Genomic DNA, 23716 nt, shown 5'->3' on the forward strand with positions numbered 1-23716 from the left:
TGCGCTTCCTGGAGAGCACATGATGAACGGCAACATGTCGCCGAACGACGCTGGAAAAGGTACGAAGGGCACGATTCTCGTGACGGGCGGCGCGGGCTTCATCGGTTCGCATACGTGCGTCGAATTGCTCGACGCGGGTTTCGACGTCGCGGTCATCGACAATCTCGTCAATAGCCGCGCGGAATCTTTGAACCGCGTGGAGCGCATCACGGGCAAGCGCGTCGCGTTTTATCAGGAAGACGCGCGCGACGAAGCCGCGCTGAACCGCATCTTCGACGAACACGCCATCACTGGCGCCATCCATTTCGCGGCGCTGAAGGCCGTGGGCGAATCGGTCGCGAAGCCGATCGAGTATTACAGCAATAACATCGGCAGCCTGCTCGCCGTGCTCAACGTGATGCGTGAACGGAACGTCCGCAACTTCGTGTTCAGTTCTTCGGCCACGGTGTACGGCGTGCCGCAAAGCGTGCCCATCGACGAGAGCTTTCCGCTTTCCGCGACGAACCCGTACGGTCAGTCGAAACTCATCGCCGAACAGATTCTGCGCGATCTCGAAGTCTCCGATCCGTCGTGGCGCATCGCGACGCTGCGTTACTTCAACCCGGTCGGCGCGCATGAAAGCGGCCTGATCGGCGAGGACCCGGCAGGCGTTCCGAACAACCTGATGCCGTATGTCGCGCAGGTCGCGGTCGGCAAGCTGGACAAGCTGCGCGTGTTCGGCAGCGATTACGATACGCACGACGGCACCGGCGTGCGCGACTATATTCATGTGGTCGATCTGGCGCGCGGACACATTGCGGCCATCGACGCACTGCGCTCGCTCGATCGCAGTTTCGTCGTCAATCTCGGCACGGGCCACGGTTATAGCGTGCTGGATGTCGTGAAGGCGTTCGAAGTAGCCTCGGGCAAGCGTGTGCCGTACGAACTCGTGCCGCGCCGCCCCGGCGATGTGGCCTCGTGCTACGCCGATCCCGCCGCCGCCGAGAAGCTGCTCGGCTGGCGCGCGGAGCACGGCATCGAGCGCATGTGTGCCGATCACTGGCGCTGGCAGTCGCAGAATCCGCAAGGGTTCGCATAAAGCGGCGCCGAGCCTCGCATCGTCCATTAGCGGCGATGCGAGGCGGCTGTCATCAACTGGTCTACTTTCATGCTTAGTTTTGCGCTTGCTTTTCTGGTCTCGCTCTTCGTGACCTTGTTGATCGTGCGCTTTGCGCACTTGCAGGAAGGCGTGCTCGGCGATACCGATCTCGCCGGCGTGCAGAAATTTCATGCGCGGCCCGTTCCGCGCATCGGCGGCGTCGGCATTCTGTGCGGACTCACCGCCTCCGCCGTGCAATTGCGATGGAGTTATCCGCTCGTGTCGGGCGGCATTCTCGGCATCATCGCGTGCGGCTTGCCCGCGTTTCTCTCCGGGCTTCTCGAAGACCTGACCAAGCGCGTGACGCCGCTCGTGCGTCTCATCTGCACGATGGCCGCTGCGGGTCTCGCGTATGCGCTGCTCGATATCGCGGTCACGCGCATCAGCGTGCCGCCGCTCGATTTTCTGTTGTCCTACGCAATTATTTCATGCGCGGTGACGGTGCTCGCCGTGGCGGCGCTCGCCAACGCAGTGAACATCATCGACGGCTTCAACGGCCTCGCGTCGATGGTCACGTTCATGATGTTCGCGTCGCTCGCTTACGTCGCGTTCCAGGTGCATGATCCGGTGGTGCTGTCGGGATCGCTCATCATGATGGGCGCGGTGATGGGCTTCTTCATCTGGAACTTTCCCGCCGGCCTCATTTTTCTCGGCGATGGCGGCGCGTACTTCGTCGGCTTCATGCTCGCCGAACTCGCGATCATGCTCGTCATGCGCAACCGCGACGTTTCCGCGTGGTATCCGGTGCTGCTCTTCATGTACCCGATCTTCGAGACCTGCTTCTCGATCTATCGCAAGAAGTTCATTCGCGGCATGTCGCCCGGCATTCCGGACGGCGTGCATCTGCATATGCTCGTCTATAAGCGGCTGATGCGCTGGGCCGTCGGCGTGCAGAACGCCCGCGAGCTCACGCGGCGAAACTCGCTGACGTCGCCCTATCTGTGGCTGTTGTGCCTCATTGCGGTGATTCCCGCGACGCTCTTCTGGCGTCATACGGTGCATCTCTTCTGCTTCGTCGTGGTGTTCGCGGCCACTTATGTCTGGCTCTATGTGAGCATCGTGCGCTTCAAGGTGCCGCGCTGGATGGTATTTCGCCGGCCGCATCCGGTGAAGAAGTAGTCCTTTGCGCACGAACACAACGCCGCCTCCTTCCGGGCGGCGTTGTCGTTTTGATGCCTTATTTCAGGTGCTTTGCGAAGAACTCGGCCGTGCGCGTGTTCGCCAGTTGCGCCGCCGCCGCATCGTAGTGCACGCCACGATTGCGAGCGAAGGCATGATGACATCCGGGATACGTGTACGCCTCGACGTTGGCGTGCCCCTGCACGGCGGTCAGTACGCGATTGCGCGCATCGGCATCGATGAACTCGTCCTGTTCCGCCAGATGAATGAGCAAGGGCGCCGTGATCTTCGGCAGCTCGCTCAAGTGCTGGTCCGTGCCGCCGCCGTAGTACGAGACGGCTGCGTCGATATCGGTGCGCGCGGCCGTCAGAAACGACAAGAGGCCGCCCAGACAGAAGCCGACCGATCCCACCTTGCCCCGCACCTGTCCCAGACCGCGTGCGAACCCGATGGTCGCGGCGATATCCTCGACGCCCGTGTTCAGGTCGAATGCGTTGTAGTACTTCATCGCCTGCTGCCACTCGGCCTCGGTGCGATCGGTCAGATTCACATTCGGGTCGATTCGCCAGAACAGGTCAGGACATAGCGCGACATAGCCTTGTCGCGCGTATTCGTCGGTGGTTTCGCGCATGTCGCCGTTGATGCCGAAAATCTCCTGCAGAACGACGATGGCAGGCGCGGGCGTTTGCGCGGGATACGCGACGTAGGCGTCGAAATCGCCATCGGGCGTCGAGATGCTGAGCATGTCGGACATGGTGTCTCCATTGAGCGGCACTACGCTATTTCATAGGCGAAAAAAGAAGCGCGCGCCAGCATTGAATGGCTGGCGCGCGCTGCGTTTTTTCAGCTACGCGTAGAACTTGCCGCTTCAGGCCGGCGCGGGGCGCGGCACACGCTGCGTCACATCTCGCGCGACGGCGAGATAGCGCGCGGCTGTGTCCGCTAGCGTCAGACCGTTGAGCGGCCGGTGCGCGCGCGGCTGGCCGAGCGCGACGACGAGCGCATCCGCATAGGCTTTCGTATCGTCGGGATCGCACAGGCGCACGCTCGGAAAGTCCGCCGCGAAGCTGAACGGACGGATCGTGCTCGCGACCACGGGCACGCCGGACGCAAGCGCTTCCAGAAACGCGATGCTGTGTCCTTCCGACCGCGAAGGCATGGCAAACACATTCGACGAGAACAGCAGTTCCGCCACGTCCGAACGCGGACCTTGCAAGCTCACGTTGTTCGAAAGCCCGAGCTTCTCGATCAGATCGCCCACGGCCGCGTGATATGCGGGATCTTCGATCACGCCGCACAACAGCAGCCGCGCATCCGGCACGCGCTGAACCACCTGTTCGAACGCATGCACGGTCGAGAGCTGATTCTTCACCGACGTATAGCGCCCGATCTGCACGATCTGCTTGAATGCGTGACCCGTCGTGCTCGCGGAACGCATCGAAAAGCGCGACATGTCGACGCCGTTCGGAATGAGCGTCATCGCTGGATGACGCCCGACCGCGCCGACGTAATCGTCGATATTCGCGGGCGACACCGCGATCACCGCACGCGCCCGACGCGAGAGCATGCGCTCGACGCGCCGGAACATGCGGCTCTCGAAGTCGTTGGTCGCCGAGTGCATCACATAGACGACCGGCACGGCGAGCGGCAGCATGCGCGCGTAGAACGCGGGAATGGTCGCGTGCGCGAAGAGCACGTCCGCCTGATACGCGCGGATCGTTCGATGCAGTTCCAACAGCTTGCCGAAGCGTCCATGCATGCGGTCGGGAAAGAGACACTGCACGCCGTTCGCCACGAGCTCCGCCTGCAGCGCGGTGAAGTCGTCGTGCGCCGGCATGAGCGACGCAATAGCCACGGTTTCGCCGCTTCTTTGCTGGTGAATCGCCAGGTCTTTGGCCAATACCTCGGCGCCGGAAAGTCGCGGCGCCAGGACGAGATGTACGATGCGCATTTCAAGCCTCCCTGACGATGCGATAAAGCATCCACGCCGTTGCCGATGCAAGCCCCGCGGTCATGGACCATGCGATGCCCGTCACGCCCCACAGATGCGTGGCGATGGGCACCGTCACGCACAGCACGACTGCCTGCACGATGGACGCATGCGTCGCCACCTTCGGCATGCCGCTCGCGCGCAGCCACGACACGAGCACCGCGATCACCGCGCCTATCGCCATGTTGATGACGAAGATGCGAAAGAGCGGCACCGCCGACAGCCACGCGGGCCCGAGCACGAGATTGAAGAGCGGCTCGGCCGCGACGCGCAATGCAACGACGAGCACGGTGAGCCCCACCGCCGCGAGCAGCAGATAGCGGCGAAAGAGCTTGCGCGCGCCCGCGACATCGCGCCGATGATGCTCCGAGAAAGTCGGAAACAGATACTGCGACATCGCGATGGCGGCATCGGCAAGCAGCATTTGCGCGAGCTTCGACGACATCTGATAGGCGCCCAGTTGCAGCGGACCGAGCAGCTTCGCGACGACGACCTTGTCGAACTGGTTCAGCAGAAGATTGACGACGCTGCCCGCCCAGATCCAGCGGCTGAAGTTCACATAATGCGAAATGCCCGCGAACGAGAAGCGGACAGGCGGACGCGGCGACATGGCGGTCCACGTCAGCGTCGTCTTGAGAAGCTCACCCGCGACGAGGCCGATCAGCACCGAGTACGCGCCCGCGCCCGACAACGCGCATAGGAGGCCGACAGCGCAGTCGGTGAACGCGGCGGACGTCTCCACGCCCGCGAGCTTCTGAAAGCCGCGCTGCCGCGTCACGGTGAAGTACGCAGGCGATGCGACGCCGCGCACCATCGGCAAGGCGGCGGCAAGCAGAATCAGCCCGACAGAGCCGGTCATGTGGAACTGACTCGTCATGAACGGCGCGAGCGCGGCGATCAAGAGACCGATCACTACGCCGCGCATCGCGAGCGTGGCCCATACCGCGCCGAGCTCGCTTTGCGAGGGTGCATCGCGTCCTTGCACGACGGCCTGTGCAAGTCCGGTATCGGACAACGCTTCCGCAATCGCGACCGCGAGCAGCGCGATGCTGACCGCGCCGATCGCTTCAGGCCCGAGAATACGGCCGATGGCCAGAAACTTCAGCGCGACGAAGCCGCGCACGACCACTTGTTGAAGGAGCACCCAGAAGGCCGCATCGTGCTCGAACCGCGCGCGTGCTGGCAAGAAGGATAGCCGGACAGATCTCACTCACATTCCCCGTACTGCTGCATTTCGATTCGTGGCGCCGCGATATGTCGGTATCGCGTGCGGTCCACCTTGCGCGTCGCGCCCACGCACCCTGTCTGAACGACAGGTACGCGCGAGGCCGCGCTTCTTTTCAGGCGACTGTGGGAAAAATAGCGTGGGCGCCGGGGTCGCGGACGCCAACGCGTAGCACTATTCGGCAACGGTGCGCGTTATCGCGGGTTGACGGATGGCGTTTGGTGTTCTTCACCACATCGCGCGACGCGGATAAGCGCTGAAATATGGCCATTCAATGCGCGGGCGCGGTGTTACGTTCGATCTTCGACGACACACCGTGTCTGATTAGAAAACACCATGACGGATGCCACTTCACGATGAACGATACCGTTCTCATCATCGAGCCTGATTTCAGCGGTCACCGCTGGCGCTACGCGCAATGGGCCGCGAATGCTTATATGGAAGCGGGCATGCGCTGCCTGATCGTCACTGAGCCGCGCAATGCCGGGCATGCGCTCGTGAAGCAGATTCAGGAGCAAGGCAACGACGCGCTTAACATCACGTTCGTTGCGCCGCCGGAGCACGGCACGCGCAAGGGGCTCGGGTCCATCAGCTATATGCGCGCGCATGCGAACTTCAAACACGCCTATGCAGTAGCGAGCCGCGACCGCAAGGTGGCGCTCGTCGTCGTGCCGTACGTCGACTACTTTCTGCTCGCGCTGCCGTTTCTGCGCTCGCCGTTCGGCAATACGCCGTGGGTCGGCGTCACCATGCGCTCGAACTTCCATCATCATCTCGTCGGCGTGCGCGCGCCGCGCCGGCCTCTTATCAATGCGGTGAAGTCGCGGCTATTTGCGCGTGCCATTCGCGTGGGCGGCATGAAGACGCTCCTGACCATCGACCCGACGCTGCCCGACTGGTGGAAGCGCAACGGCGGCCATGCGCACGGAACGAGCATCGACTATCTCGCCGATCCGTTTCCCGATGCGCATGCTGCGGAGCCATCGGCTGCGAGGCGCAGGCTCGGCCTCTCGAAAGGCATGCACGTGCTGGTCTATGGCGCGATCAACGACCGCAAGGGCATCTTCGAGCTGATCGAAGCGTTGGCGCAGCGCAAGGACGGCGTGCACACGCCGAAGCTGGTGATCGCCGGCGCTCAGGACAAGGACGTGCGGGCGCTATTGAGCGAAGCCGCCGGCAAGCTCATGCCCGCGCCGATCGTGCTGGACCGCTTCATTTCGAGCGAGATGGAGCTCGACCTCTTCTCGGCCTGCGATGTCGTCTGGCTCGGCTATAAAGGCCACTACGGCATGAGCGGCGTGCTCGTGCAGGCATTCCGCTTCGGCAAGCCGGTCATTGCAACGGCCGATGGTCTGATCGGTTGGTTCTGTCGCACGGGCGAGCTAGGACCGGTGATCGACGATCTCACGCCGGGCTCGATCAATCGCGCGCTCGACGATGTTCTCGCGCGCCGCAAGCGGCCCGTCGCTGCCGGACATCTGCTGGAGCGCAATACGCTCGGGCAATTCAAAGAAACGCTGCGTCAGGCGATCGCCTGACGCAGTAAGCATGAAGCAATGAGCATGACGCAATAAGCATGAAGCCGGTTCCTGCGAGCATCGCAGGAACCGGCTGATTCGCATCAAGCCTGCTTTCCGACCACTTCCACCGCGTCCACCACGTTCTGCGCCTGCACTTTCCGCTTCGCGGGGAAGAGCGCATCGCGCATGCGCAGGAACGGGAACTCCACTGCACGCGTCGTCACATATCCAACTACGATCGCAATGGCGAACTGCGCCGCCATGATGACGCCCCACGCGGGTATCGCCGGAAGATGCAGCGCGGCCGCCTTCCGGATGAGCATATCGCCCGGTGCGAGCGCCAGCGAATGCCACAGGTAGATGCCATAGGAATACACGCCGATCCACCCGATCAGCCGATAAAGCCGCGACTCACGAATGCGCCCCGAGTACTCGACCGTCAGCACGATGAGCGCGCAGAAGCCGATGGCCTGCACGGTATAACCGATGCTTTGATCCAGCTCCACGTTGCGCGTGCCGAACACGAGCCACAGCACAAGCCCCGCGACGGCGGCCAACAATAGGCCCTTTCTCTCTGCGATACCGCGATATACCGCAGGCTTCAGCCAATAGAGCGCGGCGAGCATGACCCCGAACAACAGGCTGTCGATGCGGTATTGCGTATAGAAGAACGTGCCGTCGAGATCGCCGTTATAGACCGCGACGGTCCGCGCAATCAGCACCGCCACGCAGATCGAGGCGAGCACGCTGAGAATCGTGTTGATGCGCGTCTGCCACCGCGCGAAGACGATCAGCAGCAACGGCAGGAAGAGATAGAAGTGCTCTTCCACTGCGAGGCTCCACGTCTGCGCAATCGACGTACCGAAATAGTTCTGCATGTGCGTGAGGTTCTGCACGAGGAACGTATTCGTCGGATGGCGTCCCACCAGCACGTGAAAAAGAATCAGTGCGTAGTACGCGGGCCAGATCTTGAAGAGACGTCGTACGATGAAGCGCGCCGCGTCGATGCGTCCTTCCTGCGCATACTGCTTGAGCAACAGACCGCCGACGAGAAAGCCGCTCAGCGTGAAGAACAGATTCACGCCTTCGTGCCCGAAGCTCTTGAGCGGATACTCGATGGCGGCAATGAACGCGCTGCCGGTCGGGTATGAGTGAAAGTGATACCCCATGACTGCGATGATGGCGAGTCCCCGGATGAAATCGAGCTCGATCGATCGATTGGGTCCTGGCATGCGTGTGGCGCCGAAAAGGCTCATGGCCTTCCCCCCCTTCTGCGATGGTCTTATGCTGCTTCTGTTGTATTGGATGCCTCGCCGCCGGGAGTCCTCATATCGGCGCACGCACGCGCATCGCGGATGTCATTTGGTCAATGCCGCCACTGACCCGCGAGGGCCAATTGCCGGCATGACCATAATCGTTCGGGAATTGCGGCGTGATCCGCCAGAATCGCATCGTTGGCGGACAGCGCCGCGCGCGCTATGCGGCATCGACAACATAGCCGTTCGCGCGCTGCGAACGGCGCCTGAGCGAGCGTGGCGCGGCGCACATGGGCATCCGTCGTTTCGCGCCGAACGCTAGTCGCTAAACGCCGCCGCGACGGCGTGCGCTTTTGGCCGCTGATATATTCGACCCACAAATACGGGGTACCCGGGACCGTCGCTCAAGCTGATTCAAACACACAACACGCGACTCAAGGCTTCCAGGGCACGAAGCGGATCCAACCGCGAGAAGTAAAGCTCGACGAGCTTTGCCATCTAAAGAGAACGCCATGCGCAACAAGTTCGCCGTCGTCTGGATCTGGCTATTTCTGCTTCCGCTCGCATTCGACTTCAAGGGTGCGGAAACGGCCAGCAAAGCCATACAGATTCTCCTTACCGTTCCCGCGATATTCGCAGGCGGTGCGCTATTGCTGATTGCGCCACGCTTTGCGCAACGCTCGCGGCTTCGCACATCGGTTACGTCGCTCTTCATGCTGACCATCGTCGGCAGTATCGCGACGCAAATGATCCAGGGCAATGACTCGGGCAACTACATGCGCGTGATCCTGCCATTCGCGCTGATGCTGCTCGGTTATCTCGTCGCGTGCCGTCCGTGGGATGCGCAACGCCTCGAACAGTTCGAACGCGCCATGTACTGGTCGATGATCGCCTCGCTCATCTTCAGCTTCGTCTATGGCATGGCCACGGGCGGCGGGCTGGAGAACGTGCGTTTTCGCATCGTGTCAGTCACGTTCCTTTGTTTGCAAGGGCTGCTGCTGCATGAGTTCGTCATCGCCAAGCGCATGACCAAGTTCACGGTGCTGCTCTTTCTTGCGACCGTCGTGATCGAGCTGTTGAGCGTGACGCGCAGTCTGCTCGTCGGCACCGTGCTGCTCTTCGCGTATGCGACGTGGCTTGCCGCGCCGTCCGTCAAGCATCTCTTCACGGCGGCGCTGCGCGCGATCATGATCGCCTCGCTGCTCGGCGCAATGGTCGCTGCGTCCGCCGCTTTCTTTCCCGGCGTGGCCGAACACTGGTCGCAGCGCCTGAACTTCGCGAAAGCCACCGAATCCGGCCGCGATCCGACGACCATCACGCGTCTGGCCGAAATGAAGGACCAGTACGATCAGACCACGTCCGACACGCTCGCGATGCTGGTCGGCAAGGGCTACGGTCACGACTATCGCTATTCGCCGACGTACCTGCCGGACCTCGCGGGCCAGTTCACGAAGAAGGACTTCTACGCGATCAAGGAATGGGCCGCGGGCCATAACTTCTGGGTCTATCAGTTCTTCGCGGGCGGCATTCTCTTCGGCATCGCACTGCCTCTCGCCGTGCTGTGGGCGCTCTACCGCGGATCCATGGCGTACCGCTCGTGGCGCAATCGCGCGCCCGACGCGATGTATCTGCCGGTGCTCGGCCGCGCGTTGCTGGTCGTGGCCTCGCTGCCGGCCACCTCCGTCGGCGGCAATCCGCTCGGCAATCGCTTCTCGGGCATCGTATTCGGCGTGGCGCTGGGTCTGCTCGTCGCGGCATTCGCGCGGATCGCTCATACCATGCGCACGCAGCCGGTGAATCGACGTTCGTTCAGGACGCCTTACGGACGCTCGCGCGACGATATTCACGCGGACTGGCGCCCCGAATGGCGTCCGTACGGCCCGCAGCCGGAACTGAAGCCCGCGCAGGCACCGGGACTCGCACACGAGCATCACGGCGAAAGCCGGCATGACGCGCCGCCGGGAGCGAGCAGCTTCGCACCGTCCGCATAAAAGGCTTCGAAAAGCCAGCGGGCCTTATACGCTAACGAACCGGGGATCGTTTCGCCATGAAGATTCTGCATCTGCTTTCCACTGTCGATCCGCGCGCGGGCGGCCCAACCGAAGGCGTGCTGCAAAGCGGCCTCAGCATGCGGGCGATGGGGCATGAAATCGAAGTCGTCTCGCTCGACGCGCCGGATGCGCCCTATCTCGGCGCCTTTCCGTTGCGTCTGCACGCGCTCGGGCCGTCGCGCGGCTTCTATCGGTTCTGCCCGCGGCTCGTGCCGTGGCTGCAGGAGCACGCCGCGCGCTTCGATGCGGTGATCGTCAACGGTCTCTGGCAGTACCACAGCTTCGGCGCGTGGAAGGCATTGCGCGACAGCGACGTGCCCTACTACGTGTTCCCGCACGGCATGCTCGATCCGTGGTTCAAACGCGCGTATCCGCTCAAGCATCTGAAGAAGTGCCTCTATTGGCCGTGGGCAGAATATCGCGTACTGCGCGATGCGAGGCGCGTGCTCTTCACGACGCAGGAAGAACGCTTGCTCGCGCGCGAATCGTTCAGACTGTATCGCGCGAAGGAAGAAGTGGTGGCGTTCGGCACGCGCCAGCCGCCTGCGGATTCCACCGCATTGCGTCAGGCGTTCCTGGCGCGATTCCCGCAGCTCGCCGGCAAGCGTTCCATTCTGTTTCTCGGCCGCATCCATGAAAAGAAGGGCTGCGACCTGCTGCTCAAGGCTTTCGCTGCCGTACGCGATATCGACGCCCGCGCGCATCTCGTGATGGCCGGCCCCGACGATAGCGAATGGGCCGCGCAACTGCGCACGCTATCGAAGGAACTGGGCATCGAGGACCGCGTGACGTGGACCGGCATGCTGAGCGGCGATCTCAAGTGGGGCGCATTTCGCACGAGCGATGCCTTCGCGCTGCCTTCGCATCAGGAGAACTTCGGCATCGCGGTGGCCGAAGCACTTGGCTCCAAGCTGCCGGTGCTGATCTCGGACAAGGTCAACATCTGGCGCGAAGTGCAAGAGGATGGCGCGGGCATCGTCGCGAGCGATACGGTCGAGGGCACCATCGACGCCCTGTCCACATGGCTGCGCATGGACCCACAGGCCGCGGCCGCGATGCGCGAACAGGCGCTCGCCACCTTCATGCAACGCTTTCACGTGGAAGCCATGTCGAAGGACCTCGCACGCGTGCTGCGGGAAACGGCCAACAAACGCGACGGCGGCCTCACGCGAGGCATGCTGTCCGCATCCTTCGAACGTTAATGAGCCGAGCGTAAGTAAGCGGCGAAGCGGTTTTGCGCCGCGATGATCTTGCTCGCGCAGTCGTCGTAATCCGAACCCCGCGCCCGTTCCGGGCCATACATGCCGCGACATTGCGCATAGAGCGCAATCGTCGCGCCATTGCCATTCGCCACACGCGTCGCCGAATAAACGGGCTTGCCCGAACGCGAAGGCACATCCGTTTCGATGGCCACCGCATCCGCGCGAATCACCGGCTGATTCGAATTCTCTTCGATATAACGCTTGGTCAGCTTCCACATGGCATCGCATTGCGCGGCGTCGCGGCACGGGACGGTCGCATTGCGCTGCGCCATATCGAGCGATCGTTCCGAGTACGAGAACCCTTCCGCACGCTGCGCCTCTTTTTCGGCGGACGAGCAAGCAGCGAGGAATAACGAAGCGAGCGCAAGAACGGTGAGCTTTTTCACGGCGAATGAGCGATGAGCGGGAACGGATTTCGATTATAGCGACGACCGTTTCGCCAAAAGAAAACGCCGCCGGTCGTTCGACCGGCGGCGTCCCCTTTCCCCAAACGCCGGCTTTTAAGCCAGGTCTCCCCGCATATGCATTGCCGAAGCCGCCATCGGAAGCTCGGCTGGTGTCTCGTTACGAAGCGGCGTGCCCGACGACGTGACAAGCGTGCCGATGGTGTCGTCGCCCTTGATAACGCGCCCCAGATGCGCCGCAAGCCTCAACGTCAACGCGGCGATCGTGATGGTCGGGAAGTTCGCGCCGACCGTCGGGAACACGGAGCTGCCTGCCACATACAGGTTGCTCATGCCGTGGATCTTGAGGTTGCGATCCACCACGCCCTGCTTCGGCGAATCGTGCATGCGCGTCGTACCCATGTGATGCCACGTGCCTTCCAGCTGCGCGGGCCACGGCTTGCCTTCCAGCGGCTCGTCGAGCGTCACGTCGGCCACGCCGCCGCGTTGCAGTTCCGCCGCCAGATGCGCGACGGTGCGGTCGAACGTGCGCTTCACCAGCTCGGTCACCTGCCAGTTCACCTTCACGCGATTCATGCCGAGCGAGTCCTTCTGCGCGGACAGCGTCACGCGGCTGTCGCGGTTAGGCTCGGCTTCGACGATCGTCTGAATCTTCACTTCGGTGATGAGCGGACGCGGCTGCAACAGACGCGCGAGACCGAAGCACGCGGTATCGACCGGATGCGCGAGCATGGTCATGACATCGCCGGTCATGCTGTAGCCGGGCTGGTCTTTCTTCAAGAGCGCCTGCTTCGCGCGAATCAGGGCTTCGGAGCCCTTCGTGTTTTCGCCACGGAACACCGAGTAGAACCATGCGCGCGCGTTGAGCAGCTTCTCGCGTTCGAGCACTTGTTGCGTGAGCGCGAACTGCGACGAGATGAACGTGCCGTGCGCGGACACCGCCTTGTTCTGATAGTGATACTTGATGTCGTAGAGCTTGTTGCGCGCCCATTCCTTCTTGAAGCGCACGTTCGCCGACATGATCCGCGGATGGTCCATGAAATATCGGCCGACGAGGTCATTCTGGTTGCCGACGCCGGCTGCCTGCACCTTGTTCGACGACAGCAGAAGGCGCGCATTTTCGATGCCGCCCGTCGCGAGCACGAACACCTTGGCGCGGATCCCGAAGCGGCGGCCGGACAGCGTGCCGACATCGATCTTCGTGACCGAACGCGCGTCGCCATCGGTATCGATGTTCAGCGCGTTAGCGTACAGGAATACGCGCACGTTCTTCGCGGCCAGCAGTTGCTTGCGATACACCTTGCCGAAGCGCACGGGCGGGCTGAACTGCGAGATCGTGTCGCGCACGTTCCCGCTCGGGAACGGATGACGCCGCACGTCCGGGCGATGAACCGCCGCTTCCCAGTAGGCCGGGTCGAAGTTGTTCTCGCCGAGCTGCAACAACGCATGCGTGCGCGCGTAGTAAGGACGCAGCTCTTCGAGGCCGAAGGGCCAGCCGCTGTCGGCCACCCAGTCGCGCTTTTCGAAATCCCACGGGTCGAGCGGCCGGCACCATCCGCCCCAGCAATTGCTGCTGCCGCCGAGAAAGCGGCTGCGGCAGCCATCGGCGAATTCGTAAGGAACCCCAACGTTTTCGCCGCGATACAGGTCGCGTGTTTCGTCATCGGCGCGGTATCCGCCGCTTTCGAGCAGCACCGCGTCGATGCCCTGCTTTTCGAGTTCCAGTGCAAGCGTGATCCCCGCCACGCCCGCGCCGACGATACAAACCGTGGTCTCTATGACTGCGCCCTGGTCAAGGCTGCGGCTGTCAATGAACATTCCCCGTGCTCCTTCTTGTTTTATGCTTAAGCGGTGTAGCAGGATCGCATTCGGTGTGTGGTCCCGACAAGATCACTGCACTCTCGACTGCCAATATCCATTCACGCCGGGAAGCGTTTTCTGATGAAGCGCACCGGATTACCGCCGTATACGCCTTCCGCTTCCAGCGAGCGATGCACCACCGACTGCGGCGTAACGAGCGCCGAGCGGCCAATGGTGACGCCCATCTGCACGACACACCTGGATGTGATCCAGACGCCGTCCTCGATCACGATCGGTGCGACCTGCAAGTCCATGTTGCCGGCGGCATCGTGCGATCCCGTCGTGAGAAACGTCCCCTGCGAAATGCAGACATTCGAGCCGATGCGAATATCGGTCTGGTTATAGATCCATGCATCGACGCCGAACCAGCAGTTGTCGCCGACACTCAAATTCCACGGTGCTTTCACCCGGATGGGATGCGGCATCCGACAGTTTCTGCCGATGCGCGCGCCGAACGCGCGCAGCAATGCGACCCGCACGAACGAAACCGGTATGAGCTTGTTATTGATGAAGCATGCTTCGACGAAGAACCATACGAGCTCGATCACGAAGCTACGCTTCGCCACGAAATTGCCCGGGCCTGCGCGTGACAGGTCGATCACCTTGCCGCGTCTCGCGGATGTCTCGCGCACGCCGTCGAAGCCGTCACTGCTGGCCGCGCCGATGCCTCGCTCGTCGATCGCTCTGTCCATGGTTCCCCGCCCGTTTCGCTGTCCGCCTGCTGCGCCTTACGCGCAAGCGACTCTTTATTGGCCTTGTATGTCGGCGCGCCTTGCGTGCGCGCATCCGTGTCGTCTCGCTTCTTCGTTCAAGACTGCGTACGGTGAACCGATTATCAGCGAACGTTAAGAAGCGCCATGTGCGGTGCGGCACGGTTGGCCGTAACGGCAAGACTTTTGGCGCTGGCGGCTGATGCATCGCTCTATGCTGCATCCGAACAATTGCGCCGCGTGACGTAGCGTACCGATAGGCCGATGCGCGCTCTGTATAACGCTTAACGTAATCAGCCAGGAGAGACCATGAAACACGAGCTACGCGCGGCGCTCATGCCGCTTCTCATCGCTGCATTGGGGCCCTGCGCGCTCGCTGCATCGTCCGTTGCGCATGCGGGCAACTTCGCCAATGCGGCCATCAGCAAGCAACAGGCGGGCGGCGGCGTGCCGTCGGAAATGGATTTGCTTGGGAGTCCGGATATCTATGCCGATCCGTACGGCGCGCCGACCAACGGCCGGGGCGGCCAGCGCGGCCCGATCACCAATGCGCAGACGGCGCAGGGCATCTCGCCGACGGACAAGCTGCTCGCGCAACAGAACGGATACGTGGGCAATCCGGGCGCCGGCGCGCAGTTGCGGCGCGTGGGACGCCAGGGCGACGCAAAAGCCATGCTGATGCCGCAAGGCGCAGCGGCCACGCTCTATCCGACGGCCAATGGCCTGAAGGCGCCGGCCAAAGCTGCGCGGGCGCGGGACATCTACAAATCGCCTTATTGATGAAACGACGCGCGGCGATACGGCGCGTCGTGAATGACGCCCCGTATCGCCGGCAAGACTGCTACTCGATCTTCTCGACCTGCGGCAGAATGGGCGCGCGCTCCGCGATGCGCGCGATGGACATGTCGACGGCATCGCTCAGGCGGGTGTCGGCCGTATCGCCGATCAGCGACTTCAGGCGTTCTTCCAGCCGCGCGAACACCGACTGCGGCGACAGGCGTTCCTGCGCGAACAGACGCCCTTCTTCGCCGTAGCGCGCACGCAGTGCCGGATTGCGGACGAGCATGGTGATGGCGTCCGTCAATGCCTCGACGTTCTCCGGCGGAATCACCACGCCACGCCCGGCTACAGCCTCGTACAGCTCGGTGCCCGGCTGCGCCATCGCGACGACCGCGCGCGCACTCGCGAACATGCCCGTGAGTTTGGAAGGCATCACGAGATCGGCCACGTCGCCGCGTTGCGGCAACACGTGAATGTCCGCGAGGTTGAGCAACTCGTTGAGACGCTCGATAGGCTGCAACGAAAGGAAGCGCGTGTTCGGCAGGTCCGCGCAACGTTCCTGCAGCTTTTTCTTGGTCGCGCCGTTGCCGCAGAACACGAACACGATATCGTCGCGGGCGGCGAGCGCGGCGGCGGCCTCGGCCAGCACTTCCAGGCCCTGCTTCGCGCCCATGTTGCCCGAATAGAGCACGACCTTCGTGTGCTCGCCGATGCCGAGTTCCTTGCGGAAACTGCTCGGACCGTCAATGGGGTAGATCGCCGTCGTATCGACCCAGTTCGGGAAGTGGAAGGCGTCGGCAGGCGCCACGCCTTTCTTCACCGCGCGCTCGACCATCTTGTCCGAGATGGACGACACCACGTCGAACCGCTTCATCAGCCAGCGTTCGAATGCGAGCGCGCTCTTCGCCGCGCGTGCGTTCTTCAAGAGGCCGAGGTCGAACGCAGCGTCTACTTCGAAGTCCTGAATATGCAGCCATGACCGCGCGCCCGTCAGGCGGGCGAGCGCGAGCGCGCCCGGCGCGTTCATCAGACTCGGCGCAATCGTCATCACGACATGCGGACGCCACAGCGCATGCGCCATGAGCGCAGGCAGCGACGCCAGCGCGAACGAGCCGAGATGCAGCATGCGCTTCGCGCCGCTCGGCTTTTTCGGCACCCACAACGGCGCGCGCCACAGACGCACGCCCTTGCGCGTTTCGAAGCGATGCCGCCAGCTTGCATAGCCATCGCCGATCTTCCATTCCGGATAGTACGGCGGCGCACAAACGACGCGCACGTCGTGCCCGTTCTGGGCCAACGCTTCCGCCATTTCCGCCGTGTATTTGCCGGTTCCCGTCAACTCGGGCGCATAGTTCAGCCCGTAGATCAGTATTCTCATGTGGTCCCTCGCCCGACAATCGCGCCCTGAGCCCCGAACGTGCCCTTTCGCCCGCAAAGCGCCAGCCATCGGGACGCGAAGACCGCGACCCGACGGCGTCTCACCCTTCCCCTTTCCGTTCGTCCTCCTTGACGTTTCCCCCGTTGATGATTCCCACGAACCACCGAACCGTCAATTCGTCAGCAACAGCGCGCAACCCCGCGCGATGTTCGCCGCAGCCGAAGGCGGATCGAAACGCTGAATCACATCGGTACAACGCTTGGCGACGCCTGCCGTATCCGCGAAGGCTTCGAGCGACTTGAGCATCGTCCGATGCAGGCTCGCGACATCGCCTGCGGGGAACGAATAGCCCGACACGCCCTCGACCACCAGCTCCGGCACGCAGCCGCAACTCTCGCTCACGACCACCGGGCAACCGTGACTCAACGCTTCATTGGTCACGAGACCCCACGGTTCGCGCTTGCTCGGCAGCACCATGCAGGTGGCGCCGAAATACTCGCGCGAGAGCGGCTCGTCCTGAAGGCTGCCCAGGAAATGCACGGCGTCTTGCAGACCGGCTTCGGCCACCTGCTTCTTCAGATCATCCCCGAGAGGACCGGTGCCGACTATGCGCAATTCCGCATTCGGCACGTTCTTTCTCAACTGCTTGAACGCATCGACGAGCGTATCGATACCTTTTTCCGCCGACAAGCGCCCGACGAACAGAAACACCGGCTTATTGCCCTGCCGATGCGCCAGGCGATCGTCCACCACCGTCTCCGGCGAGAACGAGCGCGGCAGCGCGGCGGCCTGGCACGGAATGAAGATCTTCTCCTGCTTCGCGCCGAGCGACATCAGATACTCGCGGCTGCGCGTGCCGAATGCGAAGTAGCCGTCGCACAGGGCAAAAAACACGCGCTTCGGAATCGACGTCAACATGCGGCGCGGATTGTCGCGGCCGGTCGAATCGCAGAACACGGCGCGGCGCTTTCCGGTCACGATGCACGCTGCCATCATCGCCCAATATTCGGGGCGGTGATAACCGGGAAGAACCACGAGATCCGACTTCGCCTTGAGCACTTCCCACACGAGACGCACCGTCATGCGCCACGTCGGCACGTCCTCGTAGCAGCCGCTGTAGAGCTTGGTCATCGGATAGCGGTGATACGAGTAATCGACATCGGAGAAGCCGATGCGATCGTGCTCCGTATCGGCGATCTGCACCATCGAATAGCGGATGGAACCGGACCCCGCGATGTTGTGCAGCGCCGACAGCACCGCCCCCTTGTGCCGCGACCAGACGACGTTATGAAATATGGTCACTGAAGCCATTTTTATTCTCCCTTGACTGGATGCCACGCGTTTTCAGGCAGCGACAGGCGCCGGCTGCATGGATGCGTAGCGATCGAGGAAGTCGCGATAAGTCGCGCGAATGCCGTCTTCGAGGCCGGTCGACGCCTTCCAGCCCATGCCTTCGAGCTTCGACACGTCGAGCAGCTTGCGCGGCGTGCCGTCCGGCTTGCTCGCATCGAACACGAGCTCGCCTTCGAAGCCGACCACGCGGCATACCGTGTGCGCCAGTTCGCTGATGGTCAGGTCATGGCCCACGCCGACGTTGAACACGCCTTCGTTGACGTCGCTTTCCATCAGGAAGGTCGCTGCATCGGCGAGATCGTCCACATGCAGAAACTCGCGACGCGGCGAGCCCGTACCCCACACGGGCAGCGTCGCGTCGCCGCGCAGCTTCGCTTCGTGTGCCTTGCGGATGAGCGCGGGCAGCACGTGGCTGCTCTTCAGGTCGTAGTTGTCGTTCGGGCCGTACAGGTTCGTCGGCATGAGCGAGACGAAATGCGTGCCGTATTGACGGTTGTACGCCTCGCACATCTTGAGACCCGCGATCTTCGCGATGGCATACGCCTCGTTGGTCGGCTCGAGCGCGGATTGCAGGAGGTACTCCTCCTTGATCGGCTGCGGGCACGCCTTCGGATAGATGCACGAAGACCCGAAGAACACGAGCTTCGAAACGTTCCAGCGGCAAGCCGCGTGAATCACGTTCGTTTCGATGGCGAGGTTCTCGTAGATGAACGAGGCGGGCATCGTCGAATTGGCGAGAATGCCGCCGACGCGCGCCGCCGCCAGGAACACGACGTCGATCTGCTCTTCTTCGAAGAAGAGGTTCACGCCGCCCTGATCCGTCAGATCGAGATGCGCCTTGGTGCGCGTCACGATGTTGTCGTAGCCGGCTGCGCTCAGACGGCGCACGAGCGCCGAGCCGACCATGCCGCGGTGTCCCGCGACGAAGATACGTGCGTGCTTGTTCATGGCTTACTCGTGATGTTCGAGAGCCTTGAAACCGGCGAGCGTCACGAGCGCGTCGCGACGGGCGATCTGATAGTCCGCGCGGACCATCTCCTTCACGAGGGACTCGAAGGAAGTCGACGGCTTCCAGCCGAGCTTGTCGTGCGCCTTCGTGGGGTCGCCGAGCAGCGTTTCCACTTCGGTCGGACGGAAGTAGCGCGGATCGACCTTGACGATCACCTGGCCCGGCTTGAACTTGGTGTCGCGGTTATCGACACGATCGACGATACCCACTTCATTCACGCCCTCGCCTTCGAAGCGAACGTGCACGCCGAGTTCGGCAGCCGCGTGCTGCACGAATTCGCGCACGCTGTACTGCACGCCCGTGGCGATCACGAAGTCTTCGGCCTGTTCCTGTTGCAGCATCATCCACTGCATCTCGACGTAGTCGCGCGCATGGCCCCAGTCGCGCATGGCGGACAGATTGCCGAGGTACAGATCTTCCTGCAGGCCCACCGCCATGCGTGCAATGGCGCGCGTGATCTTGCGCGTCACGAACGTCTCGCCACGCACCGGCGATTCATGGTTGAACAGAATGCCGTTGCATGCGTACATGCCATACGCTTCGCGGTAGTTCACGGTGATCCAGTAAGCGTAGAGCTTGGCCACCGCATACGGGCTGCGCGGATAGAACGGCGTGGTTTCGCGCTGCGGGATTTCCTGCACGAGACCATACAGTTCGGACGTCGAGGCCTGATAGAAACGCGTCTTCTTTTCGAGGCCGAGAATGCGGATTGCTTCGAGAATGCGCAGCGCGCCGAGACCGTCGGCATTGGCCGTGTATTCCGGCTCTTCGAACGACACGCCCACATGCGACTGCGCTGCCAGGTTGTAGATTTCGTCGGGCATCACGCGCTGGATGATGCGCACGAGGCTCGTCGAATCGGTCAGGTCGCCGTGATGCAGGAACAAACGCTGGTCCGGATCGTGCGGATCGCGATACAGATGATCGATGCGGTCCGTGTTGAAGAGCGAGCTACGGCGCTTGATGCCGTGGACTTCGTAACCCTTCTCGAGCAGCAGTTCGGCAAGATACGACCCGTCTTGCCCCGTAATACCCGTGATCAAAGCAACTTTGCGGTCCATGTTTAACCTCTTATTCTGCGGTCTGAAGTTGGCGCGCGGCGACGCGCCATCATTGTTATTTCTGTTATTGCTCGCCTTATTCGGCGATGCTCTCGTAGCCGTAGTAGCCGGCGTAGGTGCTGCCCATCAAAATCTTCGATTGCGGAACGTCGGTAAGCAACACGCCCTTCATGCTCACGCCCCCGTGATGCAGGCGCTTCATCGTCTCGCCAATTTCCTGCACCTGATTCTTGCCGTGGCGCACGACGAGCAGGCTCGTTCCCGCGTGCTTGCCGATGACCGTCGCGTCAGTGACAGCCAGCACAGGCGGCGTATCGACGACCACGAGGTCATACATCTGCTTCAGTTGCTCCAGCACTTCGCCGAGGCGGTCGCTGGCGAGCAGTTCCGACGGATGCGACGGCAGCGAGCCCTTCGTGATCAGGTCCACGCCCGGCAGCACATCGTGCAGGATCGCGCTCGACACGTCTGCGCCCATCAGCACATCCGAGAGACCCGGCGAATGACGCACGCCGAAGTGCGAGTGGATGTCGCCGCGACGCATGTCGCCATCGATCAGGAGCACGCGCTTTCTCGTGGATGCAACGAGCGTCGCGAGATTCACCGACAGGAACGACTTGCCCGCTTCCGGACGCGAGCCCGTGAGCATCACCACGTTGTTGCGCGCATCGGCCATTTGCAGTTGCAGCGACGTACGCAGGCCGCGAATGCCTTCCACCGCTGCATCTTCCGGCGCCTGAGCGGCCAGCACATGCAGACCTTCGCGACGCATGCCGACCTTGCGTTGCAGGCGCAGTTGCTGCGTGCTGCGCGGCACGATGGCGAACACACGCACGCCCAGTTGCTTTTCGATCTCTTCCGGACGCTCCACGCCGCCGTACAGCGACTTGCGGATGAACGCGACGATCACGCCGAGCACGAGGCCCACGCCAGCCGAAATCAGGATCACGAGCAGGCGCTTCGGGCGCACGGGATCGTCGGCGGCTTGCGCGTAGTCCACCACGCGCACGTTGCCGATCTGCCCTGCCTTTGCGATGCGAAGTTGTTGCGCGCTGTTGAGCAGGTTCGTGTACAGCTCGGTGTTCACGCGGACGTCGCGCAGATAACGCAGTGCCGTCTGCTCCGTATCGGGCAGCGTAGACACGCTCTTGCCAAGACGCGTCTGCGCGCCCGACAGCGATGCGATCTGCGCATCCAGTGCCTGCACCGACGGATGATTCGGCGTGAAGCGTTGCGACAGTTCGGCGCGTTGCTGTTGCAGGTCCGTGAGCTTGGTCTTGTTATCGACGATCTGTTGCAGCAACAGACGGCTTTCCTCGCTCAGGTCAACCGTGCCCTGGTGATTGCGGAACGTGTTGTAGCGCTGTTCGGCATCGTCGAGCTGCTTCTTCAGCACAGGCAGTTGCTGATCGAGAAAGGCCAGCGTGTGTTCTGCTTCGGCCGAACGCTTGTCGGCATCCTGCTGCACGTAGCGGTTCGCGATGTTGTTGACGATCTGCGCCGCTTCCTTCGGATTGCGCCCTTCGAGGCTCACGCTGATGATGCCCGATTGCAGCGCCGTTTCAGCCACGGTCAGACGCTGCTGCAGGTTGTCGATGGTCGTGAGCGTCGAGAAGCGTTGCAGGTCGAAGTGCACGCCAGGCGCGCCCACGAGCTTCTCCACCTTCAGCTTGACCGGGCCGTGCGCGGTCATGCCGGTGGCTTCCTCGCCGACCTTGCCCGTGAGCACCACGACGCCTTCCGGATCGTTCAGCGCATACGTGCCGTCTTCGCCTGCAACCAGCGTGAACTTCTGGTCGTAGAGTTCCTTCGGCGTGTCGAAGAGCGGCACGCTGATCTGTTCGTTGCCCCATGCGAAGCGCGACAGATAGCCCGCGGGCGGCGTCACGTTCAGCATCGAGAACACGCTGCCGACCGCGCCGCCGATCACCGGAATGGAATGCGGCGCGGCGCTGATGTCGAGGTGCAGGCGGCGCACCGTGTCGTCGACGACGAGGCGCGAACGCAGCAGTTCGATCTGCGCGGCGGTGGTGGACTTCGCATCGAACATCTGCGACACGGCTTGCACCGCGTTGACGTTCGCGTTGGCGTTGTTGTTCGCGTTGGTCTCTTCGACCTGGATGAGGGCGTCCGCTTTGTAGGTCGGCGGCGCGATGAACGCGTAGGCCGTCCCCAGCGCGACCACCGCGAGCATGACGACCGTCACGAGTTTCCAGTTGCCGAATACGGCAGCCAGATAGTCGGATAATCGCAACTCGTCGCCGGTCGAGACGTCCGAGTAGCGTGCATCAAAGTTCATGGCCATGGTCTCGCTCGCTTATTTCTTTGAATGTCGCACAAGGTCTCCGGCGCGCCCCTGCGCGCCGGTCATACTGCAAGAATCTAATGCTTGCTATTGCTATTGCTTTTACTTGGTGATGACCGCTGCCGTCAGACCGGCGTTGATCGCCGGCAACAGCAGGTTCAGGACACGGCTGAAGCGGACGAGCCCGTTGTTGTCCACATAGACCACGTCCTTCGGCTGCAGCTCGAAGCTGTTCGCAAGCAGCATGGACACCGGGGAACGCGCATCGAGCTTGTACACCTCGGGGTTGTCCGTCTGGCCATTGCGGATCACGTACAGCTCCTTCGGGTCCGACGTCTCGGCGTTGAAGCTGCCGGCTTGCGAGATCGCATCCGAGAGCGTCAGCTTGCCGTTGCGCATCGGGATCACCGTTGCCGGCTTCGTCACTTCGCCCATCACGTACACGCCGTTGTCTTCACGCGAATCGATGCGCAATGCATCGCCGCCCTTCAACAGGATGTCCGCCGGGTTGCGGCCCTTCGCGGTCATCCCGGCGATGTTGATGTGATACGTCACACCATCACGGATAAGCGTGACACGACTTTGATCCGCCGTTGGTGCGAAACCGCCCGCACGGCCGATAGCTTCCGTCAGCGTCATCGGAATGTCGTTGATTTGCTGCGAGCCGGGCGTGCGCACTTCGCCGTCGATATAGACTTGTTGCGCACGGAACGATGCGACGCGCACCGTCAGCTGCGGCTTCACGAATACTTTGGACAACTCGTTATACAGTTCCCGCTGCACTTGCGATTCGGTCTTGCCCGCGACATGAATCGCGCGGTTGACGTACGGGAATTGCAGGTTGCCGTCGGCATCGACCACGAAGCCGGGTGCGGCATCCGCGGGGCGCGTCTGCTGCGGCGGCTGGCCGACCGCGGCCACGAGTTCCGGGTGATCCCACACGGTGATCTGCAGCACGTCGCCCGGCCCGAGCGTGTATGCACGCGCCTTGCCGTAGAGGCTCGCGTTCGGATCGACCGAGCTGGTCGGCTGCGCGGCCTTCAGCTTGCGCACGAGCGTGAGATCGATCGGCGTGATCGGAATGTTTTGCGCCGTGACCGGATCGCCCTGGTCGTTGGACGTTTCGGTGAGCGCGGCGGGCTTGTCCATGTGCATGCCCGGTGCGAGCGCGCAACCCGCGAAGATGACGCAGAGTGAAGCGGCCGCTGCCAGGCTCGAGAGCCGGAAGACGCCCGACACGTTCGTATTGGCGGCCATGGATGTGGTGCCCGGTTGTTGTTGGTTGTGCATGATGG

The 23716-nt window shown here is 62.6% G+C and carries 19 protein-coding genes; 6 read left to right on the top strand and 13 right to left on the bottom strand.

Annotated features, from left to right (window positions below; genetic code table 11):
• The first annotated feature begins 19 nt into the window (after positions 1 to 19).
• Together galE and LDZ26_RS09730 are read left to right on the top strand one after the other, a co-directional pair.
• The gene (gene galE / locus LDZ26_RS09725) at positions 20 to 1078 is read left to right on the top strand and encodes a UDP-glucose 4-epimerase GalE (RefSeq protein ID WP_244847043.1); all 1059 of its coding nucleotides are present in this window, start codon (positions 20 to 22) and stop codon (positions 1076 to 1078) included.
• A 69-nt stretch (positions 1079 to 1147) separates the two neighbouring features.
• On the top strand, positions 1148 to 2257 hold the full coding sequence (locus LDZ26_RS09730; protein ID WP_244847044.1) for a glycosyltransferase: 1110 nt from the start codon (positions 1148 to 1150) through the stop codon (positions 2255 to 2257).
• A 58-nt stretch (positions 2258 to 2315) separates the two neighbouring features.
• On the opposite strand, the gene LDZ26_RS09735 is transcribed toward LDZ26_RS09730, so the two are convergent.
• The 3 genes from LDZ26_RS09735 to LDZ26_RS09745 form a co-directional block, all read right to left on the bottom strand.
• On the bottom strand, positions 2316 to 3011 hold the full coding sequence (locus LDZ26_RS09735; RefSeq protein ID WP_244847045.1) for a dienelactone hydrolase family protein: 696 nt from the start codon (positions 3009 to 3011) through the stop codon (positions 2316 to 2318).
• A 114-nt stretch (positions 3012 to 3125) separates the two neighbouring features.
• On the bottom strand, positions 3126 to 4208 hold the full coding sequence (locus LDZ26_RS09740) for a glycosyltransferase (RefSeq protein WP_244847046.1): 1083 nt from the start codon (positions 4206 to 4208) through the stop codon (positions 3126 to 3128).
• 1 nt (position 4209) lies between these two features.
• Positions 4210 to 5457, bottom strand: coding sequence for an oligosaccharide flippase family protein (locus LDZ26_RS09745; RefSeq protein WP_244847047.1), 1248 nt, complete (start codon positions 5455 to 5457; stop codon positions 4210 to 4212).
• Between the two features lie 371 nt (positions 5458 to 5828).
• Between LDZ26_RS09745 and LDZ26_RS09750 the strand changes: the two genes are divergently transcribed.
• Complete coding sequence (locus LDZ26_RS09750) at positions 5829 to 7010, top strand: glycosyltransferase (RefSeq protein WP_244847049.1); 1182 nt, start codon at positions 5829 to 5831, stop codon at positions 7008 to 7010.
• An 83-nt stretch (positions 7011 to 7093) separates the two neighbouring features.
• On the opposite strand, the gene LDZ26_RS09755 is transcribed toward LDZ26_RS09750, so the two are convergent.
• On the bottom strand, positions 7094 to 8248 hold the full coding sequence (locus LDZ26_RS09755) for an acyltransferase (protein ID WP_244847050.1): 1155 nt from the start codon (positions 8246 to 8248) through the stop codon (positions 7094 to 7096).
• A 512-nt stretch (positions 8249 to 8760) separates the two neighbouring features.
• Between LDZ26_RS09755 and LDZ26_RS09760 the strand changes: the two genes are divergently transcribed.
• Positions 8761 to 10239 (top strand): hypothetical protein, encoded by a 1479-nt coding sequence (locus LDZ26_RS09760; protein ID WP_244847051.1) that lies wholly within the window; start codon positions 8761 to 8763, stop codon positions 10237 to 10239.
• Positions 10240 to 10295: 56 nt separating this feature from the next.
• Positions 10296 to 11501, top strand: coding sequence for a glycosyltransferase (locus LDZ26_RS09765; RefSeq protein ID WP_244847052.1), 1206 nt, complete (start codon positions 10296 to 10298; stop codon positions 11499 to 11501).
• Here the strand turns inward: LDZ26_RS09765 and LDZ26_RS09770 are convergent.
• The 3 genes from LDZ26_RS09770 to LDZ26_RS09780 all read right to left on the bottom strand — a co-directional run bounded on the left by LDZ26_RS09770 (position 11498) and on the right by LDZ26_RS09780 (position 14517).
• Positions 11498 to 11947 carry a hypothetical protein gene (locus LDZ26_RS09770; protein WP_244847053.1) on the bottom strand — a complete coding sequence of 150 codons (450 nt, stop codon included), beginning with the start codon at positions 11945 to 11947 and terminating at the stop codon, positions 11498 to 11500. The genes LDZ26_RS09765 and LDZ26_RS09770 overlap by 4 nt on opposite strands.
• Positions 11948 to 12061: 114 nt before the next feature.
• Positions 12062 to 13783 carry an FAD-dependent oxidoreductase gene (locus LDZ26_RS09775; RefSeq protein WP_244847054.1) on the bottom strand — a complete coding sequence of 574 codons (1722 nt, stop codon included), beginning with the start codon at positions 13781 to 13783 and terminating at the stop codon, positions 12062 to 12064.
• A gap of 101 nt (positions 13784 to 13884) precedes the next feature.
• Positions 13885 to 14517, bottom strand: coding sequence for a DapH/DapD/GlmU-related protein (locus tag LDZ26_RS09780; protein WP_244847055.1), 633 nt, complete (start codon positions 14515 to 14517; stop codon positions 13885 to 13887).
• Positions 14518 to 14844: 327 nt separating this feature from the next.
• On the opposite strand from LDZ26_RS09780, the gene LDZ26_RS09785 reads away from it, so the two are divergent.
• Positions 14845 to 15315, top strand: coding sequence for a hypothetical protein (locus LDZ26_RS09785; protein ID WP_244847056.1), 471 nt, complete (start codon positions 14845 to 14847; stop codon positions 15313 to 15315).
• Between the two features lie 61 nt (positions 15316 to 15376).
• Here LDZ26_RS09785 and LDZ26_RS09790 read toward each other — a convergent pair whose 3' ends face one another.
• From LDZ26_RS09790 to LDZ26_RS09815, 6 genes are all read right to left on the bottom strand, one after another.
• Positions 15377 to 16693: a glycosyltransferase WbuB gene (locus tag LDZ26_RS09790; RefSeq protein ID WP_244847058.1), complete on the bottom strand. Its 1317-nt coding sequence runs from the start codon at positions 16691 to 16693 to the stop codon at positions 15377 to 15379.
• 171 nt (positions 16694 to 16864) lie between these two features.
• Positions 16865 to 18004, bottom strand: coding sequence for a glycosyltransferase family 4 protein (locus LDZ26_RS09795; RefSeq protein WP_244847059.1), 1140 nt, complete (start codon positions 18002 to 18004; stop codon positions 16865 to 16867).
• A gap of 33 nt (positions 18005 to 18037) precedes the next feature.
• Positions 18038 to 18994 carry a GDP-L-fucose synthase gene (locus tag LDZ26_RS09800; protein ID WP_206466804.1) on the bottom strand — a complete coding sequence of 319 codons (957 nt, stop codon included), beginning with the start codon at positions 18992 to 18994 and terminating at the stop codon, positions 18038 to 18040.
• Positions 18995 to 18997: 3 nt separating this feature from the next.
• Entirely contained in the window at positions 18998 to 20116 is a 1119-nt protein-coding gene (gene gmd / locus LDZ26_RS09805; RefSeq protein ID WP_244847060.1) for a GDP-mannose 4,6-dehydratase, read from the bottom strand.
• A gap of 76 nt (positions 20117 to 20192) precedes the next feature.
• The gene (locus tag LDZ26_RS09810; protein ID WP_244847061.1) at positions 20193 to 22421 is read right to left on the bottom strand and encodes a polysaccharide biosynthesis tyrosine autokinase; all 2229 of its coding nucleotides are present in this window, start codon (positions 22419 to 22421) and stop codon (positions 20193 to 20195) included.
• A gap of 102 nt (positions 22422 to 22523) precedes the next feature.
• The gene (locus LDZ26_RS09815) at positions 22524 to 23678 is read right to left on the bottom strand and encodes a polysaccharide biosynthesis/export family protein (RefSeq protein ID WP_244849144.1); all 1155 of its coding nucleotides are present in this window, start codon (positions 23676 to 23678) and stop codon (positions 22524 to 22526) included.
• Between the last annotated feature and the right edge of the window lie 38 nt (positions 23679 to 23716).

Source organism: Caballeronia sp. SL2Y3, from assembly GCF_022879575.1.
Taxonomy (GTDB): domain Bacteria; phylum Pseudomonadota; class Gammaproteobacteria; order Burkholderiales; family Burkholderiaceae; genus Caballeronia.

What these genes read in the sequence shown, in the direction of transcription:
- galE (WP_244847043.1), top strand. Translation starts at nt 20, where the DNA reads ATGATGAACGGCAACATGTCGCCGAACGACGCTGGAAAAGGTACGAAG.
- LDZ26_RS09730 (WP_244847044.1), top strand. Translation starts at nt 1,148, where the DNA reads ATGCTTAGTTTTGCGCTTGCTTTTCTGGTCTCGCTCTTCGTGACCTTG.
- LDZ26_RS09735 (WP_244847045.1), bottom strand. Translation starts at nt 3,011, where the DNA reads ATGTCCGACATGCTCAGCATCTCGACGCCCGATGGCGATTTCGACGCC.
- LDZ26_RS09740 (WP_244847046.1), bottom strand. Translation starts at nt 4,208, where the DNA reads ATGCGCATCGTACATCTCGTCCTGGCGCCGCGACTTTCCGGCGCCGAG.
- LDZ26_RS09750 (WP_244847049.1), top strand. Translation starts at nt 5,829, where the DNA reads ATGAACGATACCGTTCTCATCATCGAGCCTGATTTCAGCGGTCACCGC.
- LDZ26_RS09755 (WP_244847050.1), bottom strand. Translation starts at nt 8,248, where the DNA reads ATGAGCCTTTTCGGCGCCACACGCATGCCAGGACCCAATCGATCGATC.
- LDZ26_RS09760 (WP_244847051.1), top strand. Translation starts at nt 8,761, where the DNA reads ATGCGCAACAAGTTCGCCGTCGTCTGGATCTGGCTATTTCTGCTTCCG.
- LDZ26_RS09765 (WP_244847052.1), top strand. Translation starts at nt 10,296, where the DNA reads ATGAAGATTCTGCATCTGCTTTCCACTGTCGATCCGCGCGCGGGCGGC.
- LDZ26_RS09775 (WP_244847054.1), bottom strand. Translation starts at nt 13,783, where the DNA reads ATGTTCATTGACAGCCGCAGCCTTGACCAGGGCGCAGTCATAGAGACC.
- LDZ26_RS09780 (WP_244847055.1), bottom strand. Translation starts at nt 14,517, where the DNA reads ATGGACAGAGCGATCGACGAGCGAGGCATCGGCGCGGCCAGCAGTGAC.
- LDZ26_RS09785 (WP_244847056.1), top strand. Translation starts at nt 14,845, where the DNA reads ATGAAACACGAGCTACGCGCGGCGCTCATGCCGCTTCTCATCGCTGCA.
- LDZ26_RS09790 (WP_244847058.1), bottom strand. Translation starts at nt 16,693, where the DNA reads ATGAGAATACTGATCTACGGGCTGAACTATGCGCCCGAGTTGACGGGA.
- LDZ26_RS09795 (WP_244847059.1), bottom strand. Translation starts at nt 18,004, where the DNA reads ATGGCTTCAGTGACCATATTTCATAACGTCGTCTGGTCGCGGCACAAG.
- LDZ26_RS09800 (WP_206466804.1), bottom strand. Translation starts at nt 18,994, where the DNA reads ATGAACAAGCACGCACGTATCTTCGTCGCGGGACACCGCGGCATGGTC.
- gmd (WP_244847060.1), bottom strand. Translation starts at nt 20,116, where the DNA reads ATGGACCGCAAAGTTGCTTTGATCACGGGTATTACGGGGCAAGACGGG.
- LDZ26_RS09810 (WP_244847061.1), bottom strand. Translation starts at nt 22,421, where the DNA reads ATGGCCATGAACTTTGATGCACGCTACTCGGACGTCTCGACCGGCGAC.
- LDZ26_RS09815 (WP_244849144.1), bottom strand. Translation starts at nt 23,678, where the DNA reads ATGGCCGCCAATACGAACGTGTCGGGCGTCTTCCGGCTCTCGAGCCTG.